Annotated in this window: 22 protein-coding genes and 4 pseudogenes; 8 read left to right on the top strand and 18 right to left on the bottom strand. The window is 37.5% G+C overall.

The window, feature by feature from the left end; genetic code table 11:
• Window positions 1-173: 173 nt before the first annotated feature.
• Complete coding sequence (locus P4361_RS09485; RefSeq protein ID WP_328089193.1) at window positions 174-953, top strand: SDR family oxidoreductase; 780 nt, start codon at window positions 174-176, stop codon at window positions 951-953.
• 341 nt (window positions 954-1,294) lie between these two features.
• Here P4361_RS09485 and P4361_RS09480 read toward each other — a convergent pair whose 3' ends face one another.
• The 6 genes from P4361_RS09480 to P4361_RS09455 form a co-directional block, all read right to left on the bottom strand.
• Window positions 1,295-1,939, bottom strand: a complete 645-nt coding sequence (locus tag P4361_RS09480; protein WP_328089192.1) for a nucleotidyltransferase domain-containing protein — start codon at window positions 1,937-1,939, stop codon at window positions 1,295-1,297.
• 265 nt (window positions 1,940-2,204) lie between these two features.
• On the bottom strand, window positions 2,205-2,429 hold the full coding sequence (locus P4361_RS09475) for a hypothetical protein (protein WP_328089190.1): 225 nt from the start codon (window positions 2,427-2,429) through the stop codon (window positions 2,205-2,207).
• A gap of 517 nt (window positions 2,430-2,946) precedes the next feature.
• Entirely contained in the window at window positions 2,947-3,372 is a 426-nt protein-coding gene (locus P4361_RS09470; RefSeq protein WP_328089188.1) for a VOC family protein, read from the bottom strand.
• A 105-nt stretch (window positions 3,373-3,477) separates the two neighbouring features.
• On the bottom strand, window positions 3,478-3,726 hold the full coding sequence (locus P4361_RS09465; protein WP_328089186.1) for a hypothetical protein: 249 nt from the start codon (window positions 3,724-3,726) through the stop codon (window positions 3,478-3,480).
• A 57-nt stretch (window positions 3,727-3,783) separates the two neighbouring features.
• Window positions 3,784-3,960, bottom strand: coding sequence for a hypothetical protein (locus P4361_RS09460; protein WP_328089185.1), 177 nt, complete (start codon window positions 3,958-3,960; stop codon window positions 3,784-3,786).
• 33 nt (window positions 3,961-3,993) lie between these two features.
• Complete coding sequence (locus tag P4361_RS09455) at window positions 3,994-4,296, bottom strand: SRPBCC domain-containing protein (RefSeq protein WP_328089183.1); 303 nt, start codon at window positions 4,294-4,296, stop codon at window positions 3,994-3,996.
• A gap of 623 nt (window positions 4,297-4,919) precedes the next feature.
• Here P4361_RS09455 and P4361_RS09450 point away from each other — a divergent pair.
• Both P4361_RS09450 and P4361_RS09445 read left to right on the top strand, forming a co-directional pair.
• A complete protein-coding gene (locus P4361_RS09450; protein WP_328089182.1) occupies window positions 4,920-5,180 on the top strand; it encodes a YolD-like family protein in 261 nt (86 codons plus the stop codon).
• Window positions 5,181-5,575: 395 nt separating this feature from the next.
• A complete protein-coding gene (locus P4361_RS09445; protein ID WP_328089181.1) occupies window positions 5,576-6,088 on the top strand; it encodes an acyl-CoA thioesterase in 513 nt (170 codons plus the stop codon).
• Window positions 6,089-6,700: 612 nt separating this feature from the next.
• Here the strand turns inward: P4361_RS09445 and P4361_RS09440 are convergent.
• The 5 genes and pseudogenes from P4361_RS09440 to P4361_RS09430 all read right to left on the bottom strand — a co-directional run bounded on the left by P4361_RS09440 (window position 6,701) and on the right by P4361_RS09430 (window position 8,482).
• On the bottom strand, window positions 6,701-6,922 hold the full coding sequence (locus P4361_RS09440; protein ID WP_062234420.1) for a hypothetical protein: 222 nt from the start codon (window positions 6,920-6,922) through the stop codon (window positions 6,701-6,703).
• Window positions 6,923-7,407: 485 nt separating this feature from the next.
• Entirely contained in the window at window positions 7,408-7,713 is a 306-nt protein-coding gene (locus tag P4361_RS09435) for a hypothetical protein (protein WP_062234413.1), read from the bottom strand.
• Between the two features lie 110 nt (window positions 7,714-7,823).
• Window positions 7,824-8,006 (bottom strand): annotated as a pseudogene (locus P4361_RS23250) (DinB family protein); the annotation flags it as partial.
• Entirely contained in the window at window positions 7,928-8,167 is a 240-nt protein-coding gene (locus P4361_RS23245; protein ID WP_425590248.1) for a DinB family protein, read from the bottom strand. The gene P4361_RS23245 and the pseudogene P4361_RS23250, both read right to left, overlap by 79 nt.
• Window positions 8,168-8,320: 153 nt before the next feature.
• Window positions 8,321-8,482, bottom strand: coding sequence for a YggT family protein (locus P4361_RS09430; protein WP_328089456.1), 162 nt, complete (start codon window positions 8,480-8,482; stop codon window positions 8,321-8,323).
• A gap of 307 nt (window positions 8,483-8,789) precedes the next feature.
• Between P4361_RS09430 and P4361_RS09425 the strand changes: the two genes are divergently transcribed.
• Window positions 8,790-9,032, top strand: a complete 243-nt coding sequence (locus P4361_RS09425) for a hypothetical protein (RefSeq protein ID WP_328089179.1) — start codon at window positions 8,790-8,792, stop codon at window positions 9,030-9,032.
• Window positions 9,033-9,995: 963 nt separating this feature from the next.
• Here P4361_RS09425 and P4361_RS09420 read toward each other — a convergent pair.
• Window positions 9,996-10,211: a hypothetical protein gene (locus P4361_RS09420; RefSeq protein ID WP_328089178.1), complete on the bottom strand. Its 216-nt coding sequence runs from the start codon at window positions 10,209-10,211 to the stop codon at window positions 9,996-9,998.
• Between the two features lie 158 nt (window positions 10,212-10,369).
• Here P4361_RS09420 and P4361_RS09415 point away from each other — a divergent pair, with 158 nt between their 5' ends.
• Complete coding sequence (locus P4361_RS09415) at window positions 10,370-10,936, top strand: hypothetical protein (protein ID WP_328089176.1); 567 nt, start codon at window positions 10,370-10,372, stop codon at window positions 10,934-10,936.
• 357 nt (window positions 10,937-11,293) lie between these two features.
• Here the strand turns inward: P4361_RS09415 and P4361_RS09410 are convergent.
• A pseudogene (locus P4361_RS09410) lies at window positions 11,294-11,410 on the bottom strand (DUF3231 family protein); the annotation flags it as partial.
• Window positions 11,411-11,620: 210 nt separating this feature from the next.
• Between P4361_RS09410 and P4361_RS09405 the strand changes: the two are divergent.
• Entirely contained in the window at window positions 11,621-11,887 is a 267-nt protein-coding gene (locus tag P4361_RS09405; protein ID WP_425590243.1) for a WGxxGxxG family protein, read from the top strand.
• A gap of 469 nt (window positions 11,888-12,356) precedes the next feature.
• Here the strand turns inward: P4361_RS09405 and P4361_RS09400 are convergent, their stop codons facing one another.
• The 4 genes and pseudogenes from P4361_RS09400 to P4361_RS23240 all read right to left on the bottom strand — a co-directional run.
• Window positions 12,357-12,869, bottom strand: a complete 513-nt coding sequence (locus P4361_RS09400; protein WP_328089174.1) for a PIG-L family deacetylase — start codon at window positions 12,867-12,869, stop codon at window positions 12,357-12,359.
• A 12-nt stretch (window positions 12,870-12,881) separates the two neighbouring features.
• Window positions 12,882-13,982, bottom strand: coding sequence for a GNAT family N-acetyltransferase (locus P4361_RS09395; protein WP_328089172.1), 1,101 nt, complete (start codon window positions 13,980-13,982; stop codon window positions 12,882-12,884).
• Between the two features lie 1,135 nt (window positions 13,983-15,117).
• Window positions 15,118-16,113: an aldo/keto reductase gene (locus tag P4361_RS09390; RefSeq protein WP_328089171.1), complete on the bottom strand. Its 996-nt coding sequence runs from the start codon at window positions 16,111-16,113 to the stop codon at window positions 15,118-15,120.
• A 308-nt stretch (window positions 16,114-16,421) separates the two neighbouring features.
• A pseudogene (locus P4361_RS23240) lies at window positions 16,422-16,739 on the bottom strand (lipid II flippase family protein); the annotation flags it as partial.
• Here P4361_RS23240 and P4361_RS09375 point away from each other — a divergent pair.
• A pseudogene (locus P4361_RS09375) lies at window positions 16,735-17,468 on the top strand (AraC family transcriptional regulator N-terminal domain-containing protein); the annotation flags it as partial. The pseudogenes P4361_RS23240 and P4361_RS09375 overlap by 5 nt on opposite strands.
• Window positions 17,469-17,920: 452 nt before the next feature.
• Here the strand turns inward: P4361_RS09375 and P4361_RS09370 are convergent.
• Complete coding sequence (locus P4361_RS09370) at window positions 17,921-18,625, bottom strand: YrrS family protein (RefSeq protein WP_328089169.1); 705 nt, start codon at window positions 18,623-18,625, stop codon at window positions 17,921-17,923.
• Window positions 18,626-19,065: 440 nt separating this feature from the next.
• On the opposite strand from P4361_RS09370, the gene P4361_RS09365 reads away from it, so the two are divergent.
• Window positions 19,066-19,263, top strand: a complete 198-nt coding sequence (locus P4361_RS09365) for a hypothetical protein (RefSeq protein ID WP_328089168.1) — start codon at window positions 19,066-19,068, stop codon at window positions 19,261-19,263.
• Window positions 19,264-19,395 lie beyond the last annotated feature (132 nt).

The following is a 19,395-nucleotide window of genomic DNA, read 5'->3' as shown; positions in this document are numbered from 1 at the left end:
ACTATCGGGTGACGCCTAAAGATCAGTTCAATAAAGAAAAAAGGTGTCTCTTTCCCTTTTTTACTACGTCCGAAAACCCTCTAGCTTACTTTTTTGGCAAAGTATAAAAGTGATGATTAGATAGAATACTGTATTAGTCAGTGGTCTAATAACATTTCGGAGGAAAAATGCCAATGAATACAAAAGAGTTAAGAAATATCCATGCACTCGTAACAGGTGCTTCAAGTGGCCTAGGATTTTCCATGGCGGAGGCTTTGCTTCACGCTGGAGCCACGGTGGCGTTAGCTTCTAGAGTTGGAACTAAATTGGATCAAGCAGTAGAGAAGTTAAAGCGCGAGGGTTATCCTGCTGTTGGAATTCCTTTGGATGTTCGATCAGAACAATCCGTCAATCAGGCAGTTGAATGGGTGAAAAGAGAATGGGGGAAGCTGGATGTTCTCGTCAATAATGCGGGAATTGGGATGAGGACAGTAAATCCGCGTTTTTTAGTCGAGCCTCAGCCATTTTTCAAAGTAACACCAGAGGGGTTTCGAGATCTAATTGATACCAATCTCACAGGATATTTTTTAGTAGCTCGAGGGTTTGCTCCTTTAATGATGGAACAAGGTAATGGGCGAATCATTAATATTTCTATGAATCATGAGACTATGAAAAGAAAGGGTTTTGTACCTTATGGACCATCGAGGGCAGCCACTGAATCACTCTCATATATAATGGCAGAAGATTTAAAGGAATATAGAATTATGGTGAATATGCTTTTACCGGGTGGTGCCACTACTACCGGGATGATTCCGGACGAAGTTCGAAAAGAGATTGAATCAAAATTCCAGCTATTAGATCCAAGGGTTATGGCCGAGCCGATTGTTTTTTTAGCCTCAGCTGCTGCAGAGGGATTCACAGGTGAAAGAATAGTTGCCACCGATTTTCAAGACTGGCTTCTCAAAAGAAAATAAGTTTTTAATCACAGGGACGAATTCTTTCCTCTTTGAAGAAGTAGAGCTGTCCCTGTGCTTATTTTTTTATATTTTATGAGATGTCCAGCTCCGGCGCGGTTATATGCCAATCCGTCAAGAAGACTAAAGAGCAAACCTTCTCGCCAGCTTGTCTGGACTCACGCCTCTCATCTACGCGCTTCCGCTTTTGTTCCTCCGGGTTCTGCATAGTTTTATAACATCTGTTATCCATAGCCAAGGCAAGAATTCCTTCTTCAACTAACCTGCCCCTTTAGTTCCATAAGAAAAAGCTGCCTTATAGACAGCTCCAATCTTCAGCTAACGCACCCGATTACAGAATATTAGGCGGTTTCTGTTTTCCATTTGTTTTTGGCATAGGAATTTAAAAAATCAACCCATTGATGCCCATTAGGGTACTGTATAGTTAAAGAATCTTTTAACCAATTTCGGTTTGTATCACTTAACTTTGGTAGTACATTCTTTAAATCAATAACATCTTTCTCTCTAATAACTGAACTTTCCCCTTTATAAAGAAGCTGGATTTCAGGTCTTATATAAGGGACTCCAGAAGAAGATTCTAATCCAATATCCTTTAACAACCTTCTTATTGTACCATTTCGTTTATAAATCCAATGTTCTTCCTCTGAATCTAATATCATTACTTGGAAAGCCCACGTTGTTTCACCTTTTTTCTTTACCCATATATTATCGTATTGAGATTCAAGCTTTTCTTCCAGTCTCCAAGGTATTAATTGTCCTTTGAATGCTTTGAACAATTCCCAATCACCATACAAATACTTTTGCAAGATTAAGTGTTCAGACCTTAGTATCACAGTGTCTATGTCTCTGTGTTCACGGGTGATTCTTTCTAAATATAAGTCCAATGCCCATCCGCCAGCAATCCACCATTGCATATGAATCTTGTTAAAAATATCTTGAATTTCAGAAACAGAAAGAGGTTCCCAAGCTTCCTTATTATCGCTCATTTTGTCACCTCAGAATTGATTTTTTTGTTAGTTCTTATTCCACAATCCTGCATCGTTAGTTGAGCAAAGATTATGAAACTCTGAATGTTAACCATCTTAATTTATCATAAGTAGCCACTGTCGGAAATAAGCAGCTATCGACAAATAAATGTGACCTCCTTGGCCATGTCATTAGTTACCAAACTCCGTGAAGCCTTATCCAAGTACCTAGACATAAAAAAACAACCAGATCGTCCTGGCTGCTTTTCTATTGCTTTGGTTAGGTTTATGCATCTTTACTTGTTTTACCTTTTGGGTTTCTCAAAGGTAATCCCAGTAAATCTTCGAATACAAACGATATCACAGTTACTAATACAAAAACGGATACTGCAATACTAACGTTTTCGTTTGATAAGAAATGAGCAACAGTTTTACCATTGTATACGATAAGGTAGGTGAAGAACATACCAATGAGGGTTGCTTTTAGTACATTGCGTTTTCTCTTTTCCATGGTGATCACCTCCTTAAAGGTGTTAGCTAACGTAACGGTCTCTGATCCATTCAGCAGACGTCTTAGTTAGCTTATAGGCAATATCGACACGTAAAAGACCTTTTTTACCATCGCTGTCATAAGTGTTGTAATAGAAATCATACATGTACTTTTTATAGTATGAACTATAGTACTTCATAACTTTAATATAAGAGCTTGTTCAAAAAGCCTACTCTCATTCTAAATAACAGCAGGGTAACTAACCTGTATAGACTTCAATATTGGAAATGAAAGGGCGATATGACGGTCGGGTGTGGTTTGTGACAACATAGACACCTTGGACAGTACCCAATTTTGGACAGACTTATCCCGTTGGTGATTCATTTCTTTTTTAGGCTCTGTTATCCTTGATTGTTGATTTCTGGCCAAAAGAAAAACCGCTCTATCAATCATAAGGAGGTAAATTCTGAACTAACGTTTTCCGTTATCAATGACTCGTGGTACGGTCTTCCCCCAGTCTGTAACGGCAAAGTGCACTTTATCCCTCATACGCTTGCATCAAAGTTTTTATGTCAATTTTACTCTTCGTTTGGAGCAATGCTTTCATAACTCTTTCTGATTTTTCTGGATCTGGGTCGCTTACCATCTCGGTTAGAGTGGAAGGAATAATTTGCCACGACACGCCATACTTATCTTTTAGCCAACCGCAGTTTTGAGCCTTTTCATCTCCGCTTTCGGAGAGTTTTTCCCAAAAATAGTCCAATTCATCTTGATCTTCACAGTTCACGATAAATGATATTGCCTCTGTGAATTTGAAATACGGACCGCCATTTAAGGCTACGAATTCTTGCCCGTCCAGTTGAAATTCCACAGTCATTACGGTTCCTTCTGGTATCCCGTGATTATTTTTGCCATGGTGAGTGATTCTTCCTATCTTCGAATTTTTAAAAATAGAAGTGTACAACTCTGCCGCCTGTTCGGCTTGTGTATCGAACCAAGTTTGGCGTGATTTTTTGGATTTTGTTATTCATAATTTTTTCCTCCTAAATATTCAAGCGTTTTAGTAGGTTTATACACAATACTCTTGTAGCTTTTTGAGGGCAGCTACATGATTCGGAGGCAAGACTGTTGCCCTCACGTGCTGAATCATTCGCTCAATCAATCGGAATGCATCCCGCAGAATGAACCACTTCTCCACACGCTTGGTTGTGCGAATCGGCACCTTCTTATGCTTCATGAGGGAAGTAAGTTGATTCGATTCTTGTGCAAACGTGAGTTCCACTTGCTTTCGGAATTTCAGCATGTGCTGTTGGAGCATGCTATCCTTCGGAACGGGGCCGTTGAAGTATGGATTTTCCTTGAAGGAATAACCATTCTAATTCAGGGAGACAAGATAGTCGGCAAGTTTATCGAAAGTACCCTCAAGATTTTGTTGAAGCTTTGGAGCCATACCTTTGTAGGTTTCTTGTTCCTCAGCTGAAGCGTTCACATGGCAACCTTTTAGTTTTAAAACAGTTTTACCTTCGTCATCTTCTAGCGTTATGATATTCATAGTTTCAAGAGGCCAGCTCACGCTAAAAGGCGCTCAGACCGTATTGCCTTGCTCATCCGAAAAGGATCGGATATAAGCCACTTTCTCAGGTTCGACAACCTCCTGGTATGCAAATTTTCCCCACATAACCTGATTTCCGTCAGGAGACGTCTGAATACCTAAAAACTCGCCACCTGATCGAGCGTCCATTTTAACGATTTCGAGGGTGACCCCCTTTGGTCCCCACCATTTCGCGAAATGCCCGAGCTCTGTCCATGCTTTAAATACGAGTTCGCGAGGGGCATCGAATACACGCGTAATTGCAATCTCGAACGATTGATTCAGATTGTTATCCATGAAAATCCTCCTTGTTTTTTGAAGGAAACTATTCCCCTACTTTGCTACAGAGTGCTTGAAGCCTGAACCAGAAGATCGGCCAGGAGATCGTTATCGGGTGATATCTTCGTCTGGCCCGCCTGGGGCTTGTATAAATACATCAAGAGATACATGTTCAAGCACAATAATTTTTCTCATAATTGAGTTCCTCCAAAATCTGGATTACTAACTGGCTTAATGTACAGTATTATCAGGCATCCCAAACTAAGCAAGCCTATTGGGTTCCATTCATCAATCATTTCTTTTACAAGAATATATATATATTCACAAAATTACACCTTAAAAGTGCATTTTCAGATAATAATATTCGTCTTTCTTGTTCAACTATCCTGCCCAGTTAGTTCAAGAAGAGTCAGTAATATTGGTACTCATAACAGCACGGAAATTTGACATAAGTTATGGACCTCTTTTAGAGGGCCTTTTTTCCACTACTACACGAACAAACATTCGCATATAATAAAGAAAATAAAAATAAAGGGAGGAATAAATATGTTTCGTGATCGAGAATCCATAAAATGGACTGCTATGATGCTGCCTGAACATGTGAAAGCACTACGGCAGTTTGACTGGGACCAGGAGAAAAAGTGAAACCGGAATTAGATGAACAGCAGCTGGTACTGATGGAAGACACAATTGGTGAGGCAATGGAACATAATTTGGATTTGTGCTTTACATATTTTGAACGGGGAGATTTTCATTTATTAATCGGGAAGGTTCATGCTGTGGTTCAGCATAAAAAGGAATTGAGGATTGTTGATTTTCATGGTGATGTGATACGCCTACAATTTTTACAGTTTTTACTCTGTAGTCAAATTCTACCATGTTGTTCAAAAACTGGGTACTGAGAAAATTAATGCTCAATCATTAGATAAATGGGTCAATTCTCATGCATATTTCTCAAGTTTTAACTTAAAGGTAATACGAATTTTATGGAAAGGAAACCTGTTGCAACATCCCCTTGCAGTAAGTAACAATTTGGACAGTAGAAATTATAATTGATTGAAATAGAAAACTAACGTTAATACTGTGGTTGAGAAAGGAGTTGACTCTTTTGGCGGAGGAAAGAAGTGAAAAACCGAATGAAATTACTAACCATATGGATGATGAACAACTATTAATGGTTGTTAAAAAACCTATGAACATATAGAAGTTATTAAATACCAAGATGATAAATAGTTCCCTATGCTTATTTCAGGAAACTGCTAACTTCCTATAAAAAGAAAAGAAAGGTTGTTATTTTATGATAGATCAAAAAAAATGCAGGGATTCTTTTGTAGTAAAAACGAGCATTGTGTTACCACCTGATACAAACAATCATGGAACGTTGTTTGGTGGAAAACTAATGGCTTATATAGATGATGTAGCTTCAATTGCCGCAATGCGCCATTCCCGTAGAAATACTGTTACAGCTTCGACTGATTCTGTAGACTTCTTGCACCCTATTCATGTCAGTCATGCCGTCTGTCTAGAGGCTTTTGTTACATATGCAGGCAGAACATCAATGGAAGTATTTGTTAAAGTAATAGCAGAGGACTTACTATCAGGAGAACGGAATGTATGCGCACTTTCTTTTTTAACAATGGTCGCAGTTGATCAAGACGGTAAGCCTACCCACGTGCCAAAAGTCATTCCAGAAACGAATGAGGAAAAAGGATTATTCAATTCTGCAGCGGAGAGAGCAACGAACCGAAAAAAAAGAAGAAAAGAAAGTGGGAACCTAGCAAAGGACTTCGGTACCGGTTTGCCATGGTGAAAGCCTGATCCTTAATTAGAATGCATATTTGCAGCTTTACTGATCTCGTTAGGAACGTTAAAAAAGAATTGGTCTTTCTGAATATAGCTCCATTTCGAAAAATACTTGGTCAGGAAAGGCAAACATGTATTTTACGCATACCGTTTTCCATCCTCACGCATAGAATAGATTACAGGATAAATCCTGTAATTCTCCTTAAAAAATCGGACAACCTGTAAAAGATTATGTTTAAGTGAAGGTTTGATCTCAATATCGGTGGAGGATTGAGAGGGGGTATGGATATGACGACTATTCTTTCCATAACTGTTGTTGCACTGGCCCTCCTTCTATTCGCAAGTTTATATAAAGACAAATAAACTTTTATATTTCTATGTTTTCAGATTGTAGTATTCTCAAAGAGTGATGCTAATTAAATAACTAACCGATTGTTGTATAGATAGTAAGAGGTAACAGTAGGCAGTTAGAGAAAAAGGTGTTTCCTCATGTATGAAGAAACACCTTTGATATATTTTTACTTCTACATTTTAAGTGAAACAACAAAAACTAGATTTTGCTTCTTATTTATGATTGCGCTATTTAGAACTCATTTCGAGCAAAGTTTTTTTAGATTCTTTAAGTTCTCCGTTCAAGAATTTTCACTGTCCAATCGTCTCTATTTTTTTCTACGGTGACCTTATTTCCATCTCCTGCTAGATAACCCGCTACAAAACAAGCCTCATCATACTCTTTAAATGTTTTTTCATCGAGATCGGACGACCGCTTCATTGCTTCTATGGCCCTTCTTAAATAGCCCTCCCCTACACTGAAGAACATGTTGATCTTGATTGATTTCATATGTTGATTTCCCCTTTATGTATCTACTAGCCTTAAACCATCGAACAGCATTAGTCTTGGGAAGACTCCGGTTCTTGTGGTTCCTTTATTGAATGCTTCCAATCTTTGTAGTCCGGCTCGTCAAGCTCATAGATATCATTTTACCATCAAACTTACATTGGTCATACTTCGTTTCATATTCTCGGGTGGATTTCTTAATTTCGTTTACAACCTCTGTTTGTTAAGGTTAGGTTGTTGACGTTATTCATTTTAGAACTAACTTCGTCAATTTTACTTTCTATGTTATTCAGTTGTTTGTTTCGATTGCTTTGACTTCTAAATAACAATACAACCATAGTAATAAGAAATGCAAAGAATACGACGAACATCAAATTGAACTATTATGTCTCCTGTATTCAATCAAATCTCCTCTCTAAAATTATTCTCTTCTTTGTTTTTGTGTACATTTTCATATCCCGTCTCAAGTCTCCCGCTCCCTAACCTCTTTAACTTTTCTGTGCGGGAATATAAAGAGAAACTGATTCAAGGGGTTCCCAATTGTTATCATACAATTGAAAATGAACTAGGCGGCCTTCCTCGTTATAAAAAGAATGGCGGGATCCGACTATATTTCCGTTTACATTATAAAGATATTTAGTAATTGACACGATTTTTTGCTCTTTTCTAAATTCTTCATGTTCTATATCCAGTTCATTTTCTTTGTACTCTTTCCACTTTTCTACTGGCAGTGTTATTTGGTGCAGTCTCCGATTACTAGTATATACTTCTAATACGATGGAATTAGGATTCATAACATTTCCTCCTTCCTTTCATATAAAACTTATTATTTGCACAATTTTCTGGATTTAAGAGTTTCAGTACAAATCAATTATTTTTATCAGAATACCAATGACGCGAATAATCAGTCGTGAAAAGCGTGCATTACCATTTCAGACAAACTCGTTTTGCGTTTCTCTTCCGATGGAATATTAAGAACCCTAAACTTTTCAAAATCCTCTGGCTGGTTTAAAAATTCTTGATACCTCTGAGATAAAATGTAAAACAACCTATCCATTTCTTCAATACCTTTCCCTTCCCCTGTTTCTTTCTGCTTCCAATGGGCATATCTTTACCAGAAATAATATGAAACCAAAGTTGATCGACGATGTACATGTGAGAAACCACTTTCAATATAGAGGGGAAAACGCTCTGAATTTCTTGATGGTAAACATCATCAGAAAGCTCTTTTAATCTTTTAAATTTAATGCATCCAATAATAATTACTTTATTAACTTCTTCTGTAATAATTCCAGAAAACCTTCTTCAACTAAACGCCAGTTAGTTCAATAAAAAAAAGCTGCCATGCAGCCCTGTTTAGATTTATAGTTTCCTGCTTTATTAGACAGGTTGCTTACATTATTATACGCCCATCATATTCATTAATTGGCGGAGATCTTCTAGAGCAAATCCCCTTAAACATCTATATGCAATTAAAGCGATGATAGGTGAAAAATCAATTACACCAAGCGGCGGGATAAAACGCCGAAAGATAGCAAAGTAAGGATCAACTAATTTACTAATCCATATGCCAACCTTTGTTAATGTTCATATCCATTCTCGGTTCATGGTTTCCTCAATTTAAAGAATAATAAATATCGGTATTATATTGCCCAATTTGTAAAATGATAGTGCCCAATATTTATTTCTTCCCGTCTATATAATTATTTTAAATACCAACAAGAAAGAAGTTTTAACCGCTAAAAAGAGTTTCTAGGTATACTTTTTTATCTATACTAGTCCAGCTTTGCCGCCGTCTGCATTCGTTTTACACTTCGAGAAGCTAGAGGAGCGACTTTAAGGAGCTAGAGGAACTGGAACTTTCGTTTTTATGAAAATGGCCTTTCTTTTTAAATCTTCTATTCCAGGAGCTAGTGGAACTCTCTTTTTTGCACTTAAAGAAGCTCGAGGAAGAGGAACTCTCTACTTTGCACTTAAAGAAGCTAGAGGAAGAGGAACTCTCTACTTTGCACTTAAAGAAGCTCGAGGAACTGGAACTTTCATCTTTATGAATATGACAACGTTTTTTCATAATTTTACCACCTTTCTTTTTAAAGCTTCTATATTATATTAATTTCATGATCCTATGTATGGTTGAATGATAGAGGACAAACATACATTTAGTAGAAAAGAGTGGCCAATTATGATAGAAACAAGAATAGCTTAGAAAAAATCGGTGATAGCGTAGAACATGAGATATAAATGAGCTCAATAAGAAAAAGAATTACACCATGCCGCACATTCATCTTTTTTAAAAAAGAAGGAAATAGTAATTATAATCCATAAACTTTTGGACAAATCTGTGGACAAATATTTCTAATGCAACATGAAATCTAACGAGTGAGGAGAGTGATGAACTCTACTTTTGGGAATGAGTAAACAGCAACGTAAAATTCGATGCTGTTTTACTTAGGTAATGCCACAATAAATATGGGGTAAAGTAAATTTATACATAGAGTGGCTCATTTTAATACCTTTTCATAAGAAATCGTCGTGCACTTTAAAAGCCTATTTCCTCGGAGGTCTTTATGGTTATTGCTTGTTTGTCACATTTAAAGTACCAAGTGATGTGAAAAGGAAAAAACGTTCTTTTTAAAGGCTTGGTTCCACCATCTTCCATATTTCTACATAATATATTAAGAGATTAAGAGTTTTTCTCTTTTCTCAAAATGTTTACTGGAGGGTTTTTAAAGCCCTCGATGAACAGGCTTTGCTGCCCTGTTCGAAGGGAGGAAAAAGAAAATGTCTTCTAAAGACAATCAAAATTGCCATGTGGAAACCCATACCATCGGGGAACCCGGAAACAGGGGAAGGTGCCAATTTTTTTTTAATGGAGGTTACGAATCTGCCTCTTTTTGAAGATTTCACATGCAACCACAACAAAACATTGATCAATTTTTTCAACGGGAGCAACTCATTCCCTAGCGCCCAAATTCCTGTGATCATCACCATTCGCACAAGGGACTGCCAAAAAGCGATCGTTGAAACCATTGGCCCTAGTCAAACAAGAGTGATCCAAGTCGAGGATTTTGAAAGCTTAAGTGTGACGGCGACGGCTACTACGAATGTAACCGTATTTGTTCAAAAAACGTTCTGTATTTGCTGTGGAGAAGAAAAAGAAGAAAGCTCTAGCTCTAGCTCTAGCCACCGCAAACATCAAAAAAAAGGAAGCTCTAAATGCAATCGTTGCCACAGGCCCCACAAAAAATGCAAATGCGCCCGTGCCGAATAAAATAGCCGCTTCGAGCGGCAATACGCTCCTTTGTTCCTTTTAAATAGCAAGAAGTAAAAAAACGCTCTTTCAGGTTTACTTCCTGATGAAACATCTGGAGCACAATTTTTTAGTAATTAGTAGTTTGTCCATACCAACGTCTCTCTATATGCATTTAATAGAGTAGGAGGTGCATTTAAATGGGAGAAAAAAAGAAATCCCGAAAAAAGATTTATTGTGAACCGGAATATATTGTTAAAGACGTATATACCGAAAAAGAAGTAACATTCGTTCACCCTATCATCCGTATTAAAAAAGAGCATATCAAATATGTCCCTCGCCATGTCTATAAAGAAGAATCAATACATGAGATCATAGACCCTGGCTTTCCAAAATGTGATTGCAAGAAGAAAAAGAAGAAAGAATTTGATGAGTCTAGTTCCAGTTCCAGCTCCAGCAAAAAGCACGTTAAGTCAAGCTCCAGCTCCAGCTCCATCAAAAAACACGTTGAGTCGAGCTCCAGCTCCAGCCCCATCAAAAAACACGTTGAGTCGAGCTCCAGCTCCAGCTCCAGCCCCATCAAAAAACACGTTGAATCGAGCTCCAGCTCCATCAAAAAACACGTTGAATCGAGCTCCAGCTCCAGCTCCAGCTCCAGCCAAAAGAAAAAGAAAAAGAAGAAATATCAAGATGACATCAAAGACCCTGGCTTTCCAAAATGTAATTGCAAAATTTGCAAAAAGAAAAAGAAGAAAAATCGCTGGTAATTTAATATATCTAGAGAACGCCTTTAGGCGTTCTTTTATGTATAGAGAGCTGATCATCACGTGCAGATAGACACCCACCACATGTAACCTTTTTCCACCTGCTCCTCTGTACTCACCCTTGCATAGATCGAAATCATTGAGCTTCACCCTTCTGTACTTAACTACCGTTTTCAAAATGTTTTAAAATAGATGGGTAGCCCTGATAAATCAACTTTTTCCCTTTTTCATTTTTATAACGTATTAAGATTTTTCAAACTCAATCGGTTAACAAATGCATAACTAAAGGGATGCTTCAATACAAACGCTCTCTATCTGTTTTCTTTTTAATTATTAACTATATTTAAACAACTCCAGTATGATTAGCGTTTCATAACCTGCGACATATCCCTTATTTCCAGCAAGATAAGTCCACATACTAAAAACTTCCCCATAGTGCATTGGTTCATTTTGTGGATTTCCGCTTAAGATTCCCATAATCGTCCTCCCTATTTGCAGTAAATTCGATTTATTCAATGTGGACCACCTCTCTCTTGATATCAGGCCACAATGTATAGAATTGTCTAATCGACTAAAGGATATCCGTGAAATGTTTTACTGCAAAAGGTAAAAAATTTGTCCTTGCTTTAAGGGATAAAGCTTTACTTTTAGGAAACATTATAGATGTTTGGAAAGGAGGGATAACTGATGAATAAAATAACTGCTTTAATATGTGCCATTACTATTTCCATTATTACATTTTCTATGCCAGCATACGCAGAACGTGGAACGGACATGATGGACCGCAGTGACAGATTCACTAACGATAATTATGATCGCACTCCAGCTACTAGAAATGTCTCTACAGTTAACGATAACAACGATAATGATTCAAACTGGGAATGGATTGGGCTGCTTGGATTAGTCGGACTTTTAGGACTAAGACGCCGAGATCGAGAAGAAGCACACAAATAAGTAAAGACTGCTACAAGATTTTTCTTGTAGCTTTTTTATTAAAAGGATCACCTTTTGAAAAACGTCGGAGATTCTCTTCCCATCACATTAAGTAAGGTGTTTTTCAAGTTCCTTATGGAATAGGTAAGTATCAACAATTAATTTTATCAAGAAACAAATAGCTAATATACCTGAAAATACTTTCAACGATACTATATTAATCATTCTCTCTTTATTATTTTCCTTATTATAGTATTTTCCCCTAAATTAATCTCCCCTTAATATAGTCCTTCTTAGGTTGTTTACTGTCTGTCATAAGAAATTTCGACCTTTTTACGGTCAGAATCCTTTGAATAAACATACAAATATCTCTTTTGTAATTATAGATATCGTATTTAAGGGTTAATTTTTAACCGCTAATTTTTACAATATTTTTCGAAAATTAAAATAAAACACCTTTTTGGTATTCTGCTATTCTTCATTAAGAAAGTTATTTTACCTGAATAGACCTGGCTTTAATTACATAAGGAATGAGTTGTTCTACAGCATGTTTTTGACTCTCATATACTTCAAGTATTTCAAGTTTTTGCTTTAATATATCCACTTGTAATACTTCTTCTAGCGATAAATCAAACATAAATAAGTTTTCTTTTACTATAGAGTTCATAATTTCAGAAAGAGCTTTATGTTCAGGGTGGCCGTATTCACCTTGTAAATTGTGCGTAACAATTTTGCGATAGGGGCGCTCGTGGATTATCCGTTGTAACTCCTGTTCTAATTTCGGCCGGTTAACGTGTTCTGTCCATGCATCCTTAAAACTCCAGATTTCATATTCGGCTTCTACCTTTTTCATAGCTGCTTTAAATTCTTGTGAACGAGTATCATTATTTCCTTCTGAGATACAAATCACTTTCCAACCTTTTTCCTGTATCAATTCATCCCCGCCAAAAATAATTTCATCATCTGGGTGGGCTACAACCATTAGTTTATTAATTTCCGCCATAATTACCTCCTCTTAAAAGTGATCGCTTCTCCAAAAAATATAAGGACGATGTATAAAGGTGTCTCTTAATATCGATTTGTCTTTTGTCGTCATTTCTTTTGTGTCTTTTCCCTGTAAAAAAAACGTTAAAAAGTCCGAATGTGACAATCTGGTCCATACTTCATTCTTATAAAAACCATCTATATAATGATCTTCTGTTTTAATATATTCTAATCCGTTATCCTTCTTTATTAGGTTGTTTACTTGGTTGGTGAATGAAGATTTGGATATAATTTTCCACATGGATTCATGATGTTCAAAAGGGTATAACGTTTGATGGCTAAGATGAGTAAACAATTCATGATGCGGAGGGAGAAATAAAATCACTTTATTTTCTTCCTGTGAAAGTGCGGCCTGGTACAAGCGAAACACGATATTGGAGCAGCTCTGATGACATAATTCAATAATATCAATAGTCGCATCTGCTTTTTGAAAACGGATATACCCTGTCACTTGGTTGTGGTGTTTCGCTACTAAAAAATGATCATGTTCTTTCATACTGTTTAACTGCTGGGTCCAATATTCTTTTGTCCGTACCATCGGCCCGTTTAGCCGCTGGGAATAGTTTTGATAGATTTCCATTACCTCTGGCAAATCATTATGCTGTACGGGTGTAATTTTCATTCCATCTTCAAGAGTCTGCCCTTCACATTTATCATAAAGGTAGTGATAATTTTCAGGGATTGAGTGCCAGCCCGCTTTTTCATAAAAGGATGGAATACCGGTATATAAAAGCGATAAATCAAACGCCTCCTCTTCCATCCAAGAGAGGGCTTTATCCAATAAGCGGTGGCCTAATTTCTGTCCACGGTTAGCCGGCATAGTAGCAACATTCCCAATACCAGCTACATTAAATGTAAGAGGAGGAACATTGATACAAAAAGGAAAAACTTGAAGTACCGAACTAATCTTTCCATTAACTATGGCAACCCATGTTGTCTTCAGGTGGTAAGCAGGATTACTCTTAATTCGTTCTTCAAAAAAAGCTCTATCTTTATTGAATACCTTTTCCAACAGGACAAATACATCTTCTAGTTCACATTTGTTTTTTATACTACGGAATTCTACAGTCATACTCACCCTCCTTACTGATTTATTCCCAAATTGCAAAAACGAAAACACACCGGAAGACAACATTCTATTGATGACAGAACAGAAAAAGGAGGAAATCCCTCCGCAAATGTGTATGGAGTATAGAAAGACTAGGTCCTCCTATTAATGGGGCAAACGCACATCTTTCTACTGCGATTGCGATATCTCTACCCTCAAAAGGGTCCTGGTGTCTGCTTATGTAGGTGACACAGTATACGGAAATTGTAGTAAACGTACAAGAGTCCTAGATACATCTCTTTTGCATTATGCGGGCGAGCTTATTCCAAATAAAAAAAGCCTACAAATATAAGCTTTTTGCTAAGAGTTTATCCTCTACCTTGATTAAGTTCCTCTAATAATTCTGGTAAACCCTCCCCCACTTTCGTTCATACCGGTTGAAGATCCATAATAAAAGCTGATTGACATATCGCATATGTAATATGTCAAACACCTTGTTTTGTGTGTGATCCTGTAATAAGCGCTAATCCTTGTTACAGGAAAGCGCCCTTTAGTTGAAAAACACACAAGCCCAATACATCTAAACCAATTCTCAACACCCACACTAAATTATTATAGGGATGGGGCAACCTAACTAAAAAAGCGCAAGGCACCCTCCAATCCGCGACAAGTACCGCCCCCTGCTTAAAGGTTGTTCTTTAACCTTCTGAACAGATTGGCCTGTAGTCTCCGAACCAATGGTACCTGGAGCTAGATTCTGTGCCCCAACTGAGTTAAGAAATGAAATAAATTCTGATCGTATAAAAAAAACCGGCAGGTGCCGGCTTTTTTGCATCATAACGATATCAGCTCTTTTGAGCATTCATTACTTCCCATTCTTCTTTGCTAAAAAGGCGCTTACCTAATTAAAGATGAGCGCCCGATTGTGGAAGATTGATAATGTAGAAGTTCTGCAAAAATGGCTACTTCTAAGTTATTTTACTAACGCAATCATTTTCCTGTTTGATGGCTATCTTATCAGTAGATTGATTTATCTCTTCAACTCATTGTCTTACGAATTACTTCGCTCTAAACGGAGTCTGTCCAGCCTATAATCCTCGATTAGTTCAACCAGAAGCTCATTCTTTAATTTAGCAACCTTTATATCAATAATAATTTGTTAAAAGAACCATTTTTGCCGTGGTACAGGGAAGTATTCGCCGGCGACAAGCTCTGGAGGTACTGCTTCTTCAATTCGTAAAAGATCGTTTGAACTTAAGTTCAGGTTAACTGCACCTAGTGAATCCTGTAGTTGTGATTGCTTTCTTGCCCCAACCAATGGGATAACATCTTCACCCCGAGATAGAACCCATGCGATAGCAAGCTGCGCAACGGTTACTTGCTTTTCTTCAGCAATTTCACGCAATGCTTCTACAAGGGCTAAATTCTTTCCAATATTTTCGTTGGCAAACCGAGGACCATTTCTGCGTTTATCATCTAAATCTAACATCCGGTCTTTTGACCATGTACCGCTCAACAAACCTCTTGAGAGAACACCATAAGCCGAAAGAGAAATACCTAATTCCCTTAGTGTCGGCAAAATATTTGATTCAACACTCCGATTAAATAGTGAGTATTCCATTTGTAGCCAACTAATTGGATGTACAGCGTGTGCGCGGCGAATTGTTTCCACTCCTACTTCTGAAAGACCAATGCAACGCACATATCCCTCCTTTACCATATCTGCAATTGCACCAACCGTTTCTTCAATTGGTACGTTTGGATCGAGGCTGGCTGTCCCTGGTTGATAAAGGTCAATGTATTCAACACCTAGGCGCATTAGGGTATCCTCAAGGAAATTCTTTATTGTATGAGGATGGTTTTCACCCTCCCGATGGCTCTTGCCTTGTGAGTGTAGCTTACCATCGAATTTTACTGAAATGAACACTCTTTCTCGTTGAATTCCTTGAAAGGCTTCACGTAGAAGTAATTCATTGTGTCCATCGCCATAGAAATCACCTGTATCAAAGAGTGTAATGCCTTCCCCAAATGCCGCGTGAATTGTTGCAATGCTTTCCCTTCGGTCAGCATTACCATATAGCCATGACATCCCCATACAACCGAGACCAATCTCTGAAACCAGTGGACCGTTATGACCAATTGCTCGCTTTTTCATTGGTATATTCCCCCTATCATCGTGAATCAAAAATATATGCGAATTTCCCCTATCGTATTCCAAGTGAACCAATCTGTAACCAGTTTCGTTCCGAAGCCCTATTCCACCCTTGTATCTTTCTAAATTTATTCTTTCTTTCCTAAAATCCAAATTCCTTTATTTTATGATACTAATTGTTAGCTAACCTGCACAAACCTTCACAATCTGAGACCTATTGTTTTCGAAAGTTTTCCTCAACATTCTGGCCCTAAAATTAAAAAAGCGCTGTTCCTTGTTACAGGAAAGCGCCCGATTGTTGAATAAACTTTTTATATCCATTTTGCAAACCACGCAACATAATATGCAGCAGGGATAAAGATAAGTTGTGCTACTAATGTACCTACAAATTTTTCATCGTTAACGAGTAAACCACTCTGTCAGCTAGAACTGATGCTTTTGGATCAATGAACAATGTTAAAAGGATGGTTGCAATACCGTTAAAATGCCAGATGACATTAAAGCCGTTTGTGCATAATCTTTTGGTACCAACATTGAGGCATAAATAGAGGAAATTACGCTATAGTAAAAACCGCAGAGATTACAACATTTACAAGAAATAAACTTTTTGGAATGGTACTTAAAGTAATCAAAGAGGTTTTACTGGCACAGGAGCGCTATGAATATGGTCCTGCCGATTACCTTATTGCATCTGTTAACTTGCCAATTACCGGAAAAGTCACAAAAGCCTCTTGCGAGAATCCATATTTAGCACTCAACCTCGAATTTACTCCAAATCAAATCTTAGAGTTTTTACGAGATTCTCAACTCACTGTTAACCAGGAAGAAAATGCTAAAAGAGGCATGTATGTAAGCCAAATAGAGATCTCTCTGTTGGACGCGGTAACCAGATTAGCTCGTTTGCTAGAAAACCCTAATGATATACCGGTACTCGCCCCTCTTATCACGAAGGAAATCATCTATAGGGTTTTACAAGGGCAGCATGGAGTTACGCTGGGGCAAATTGCAATAGAAGGAAGTTCCGCATATAAAATCAGTGACGTTATCGAACATATCATGTATAACTATGACCAGTCTCTTCGCATTGAGGACCTTGCAGAAATTGCGAATATGAGCGTTTCTTCGCTTCATAGGCACTTTAAAGAGGTAACAGCAATGAGCCCTATTCAATTCCAAAAACAACTGAGGCTTGGCTTCAGGAAGCTCGTCGCCTGTTATTATCCGAGTCTACAGATGCCACTGAAGCAGCCTTCAGGGTAGGATACGAAAGCCCCTCCCAATTCAGCCGTGAATATTCCCGCATGTTTGGTTTACCACCAAAAAAAGATATAAACCGCCTGAAGGCGACATATGTATAAAAAAGTGCATTAATCCGATCCTGGATTAATGCACTTTTTCATTCTGCAAATTTACCTTTATTAAACCTTTTCCAATAATTTATTTTGATATTCTTCTCTATTAAACCTGTATCAGATTCGTTTAACTTCCGGATAAATTTCAGAACATAATGAGTCCCACTGATATATATTCCCCTGATGGATAGATGATCTATTAAAAATTCCATAGAGGACTCATCAAAGTTCCAACCAAATGGATTATATACAGTTCTTGTAAAGCATATCTCTCTCGAAAGAAGCATGCACATTGAATTAAATAAATAAAAATAGCCCACTCTTCTAAAAAAGAATGGCTTTTCATATATTTAATTCAGTTTATGCATAAGCTGTTCTTCCACAATCGTGCCCGATTGTTTTTACAATGTATCGAGCTCTTGTTTTCCATTATCTAGGGTTTTTTTCGCCTTTTTAAATTATCGATTTTGTTTACTAACACTTGTTACTTTCCACCCTTTTTGATCCACCCATTCAAGATTCACAACGTACATCCAACTATCTTCGCCGTCAGGGCTCACTTTTCCAACTGATTTTTGAGGTCCCCCGCCATTTTCAATACGCCAGATGTTCATGTTGTCCCCTAGACCTGTTGCCATTTGGATCGCTTTTACTTTTTCGTTCCAATCCACTGAATCCTTAACATAACTCGAAGTATGTGGTCCAGTCTGACTCGTTCCAATGGGTTTCGACGACCCAGGTCCTGTCACTTTCTCCTCATCTTGAGAATTATGCTTCTCGCGTTCTTCCTTGGCTTCTTTTGCTTTCTGCTCTTCTCTGTCTTTTTCTGCTTTTTGTTTTTTTGTAGCTTGTTCTTCGGAGTCTTTCTGAATTCTTTTAGCTTCTTGCTGCTCTTTAGTTTTTTTATTTTCCCTCAATTTTTTATCTTGGTTTTTTAATTCGGTCTCTTTATCTTTACTGATCTTTGTGTCATTATTTTGTTGGTTCCTTTGTTCACTTTCACTTTTGGTTAGGTTGTGTCCGTTATCGGTTGAGGCCTGATTGCTGTCTCCCCACATTATTTTTCCTGCTACAATAAATATTAGGACCAATACGACACAAATTAGGGCGTTCAGAGTAATATGCATCTTTTTTCTCTTTTGGCGTTGAAATCTTGATCTCATCTTATCTCCCTTCAGTTCTATCACTTAATCACAATGGTTTTACAAAAGTTTCGATCTCTTCTTTACACGATGCTATTCTTTTTTTACATCGAAATGATGTTGTTTAAATAATATTCGACAGGTTTTTTATAAACATAAGGGGTAAAATGAAGAGGTAAAATATTCTTTACATTGAGCGATTTAAACAAAGCCTCTTTTTTTATCTTTGATTGGGACCATCTAGTGTTAGACCATACTGTCTAAAGACTATTTTCCAATTCTTCCCTTCCGTTCTCCCCGAAGAGAAACAACCACACTAAGCCTTTGCATGTACTCTATGAATTATAAAAAAGGAAGGGTAAAAACCCTTCCTCTAGATTTATATATAACATTTCAATGGTTGGCCTGGTCTTTGTCCTGTTGTCCTTCTTTATGATTAAGTTAATATAATGGATGATTCTATGAAAAAACTATTTTGGCTGCTATTTATCCTCTTGGTTTTATCTCTAATCGGTATGATTGTCTTGCCTGCCACTTTCCCGTTTCCTACCTGGCGTTTGTTTTTCGCTTTGTTAGGACTGATCGGTTTAATGTTAGGAATTACAAATAATGAACAAATCCACAACAAAGAGACCCGGCGCGGCGGAGTTGTGGAGTAAAACCATATTTCTCACAATAAATTCGCAAATACATATCAGCTAATACTGTTTGTATGCCAAGAATTTTTCAACTTTCAAATGCAATGCTCTATATGACTAAAAATACTTATGGTAATTTGACAATTGGTAAGG

Origin of the sequence: Fictibacillus sp. B-59209, assembly GCF_036216745.1 — a bacterium.
GTDB classification, from domain to species: Bacteria; Bacillota; Bacilli; order Bacillales; family Fictibacillaceae; genus Fictibacillus_C; species Fictibacillus_C marinisediminis.
This window is presented reverse-complemented; position numbering and strand designations above follow the sequence as displayed.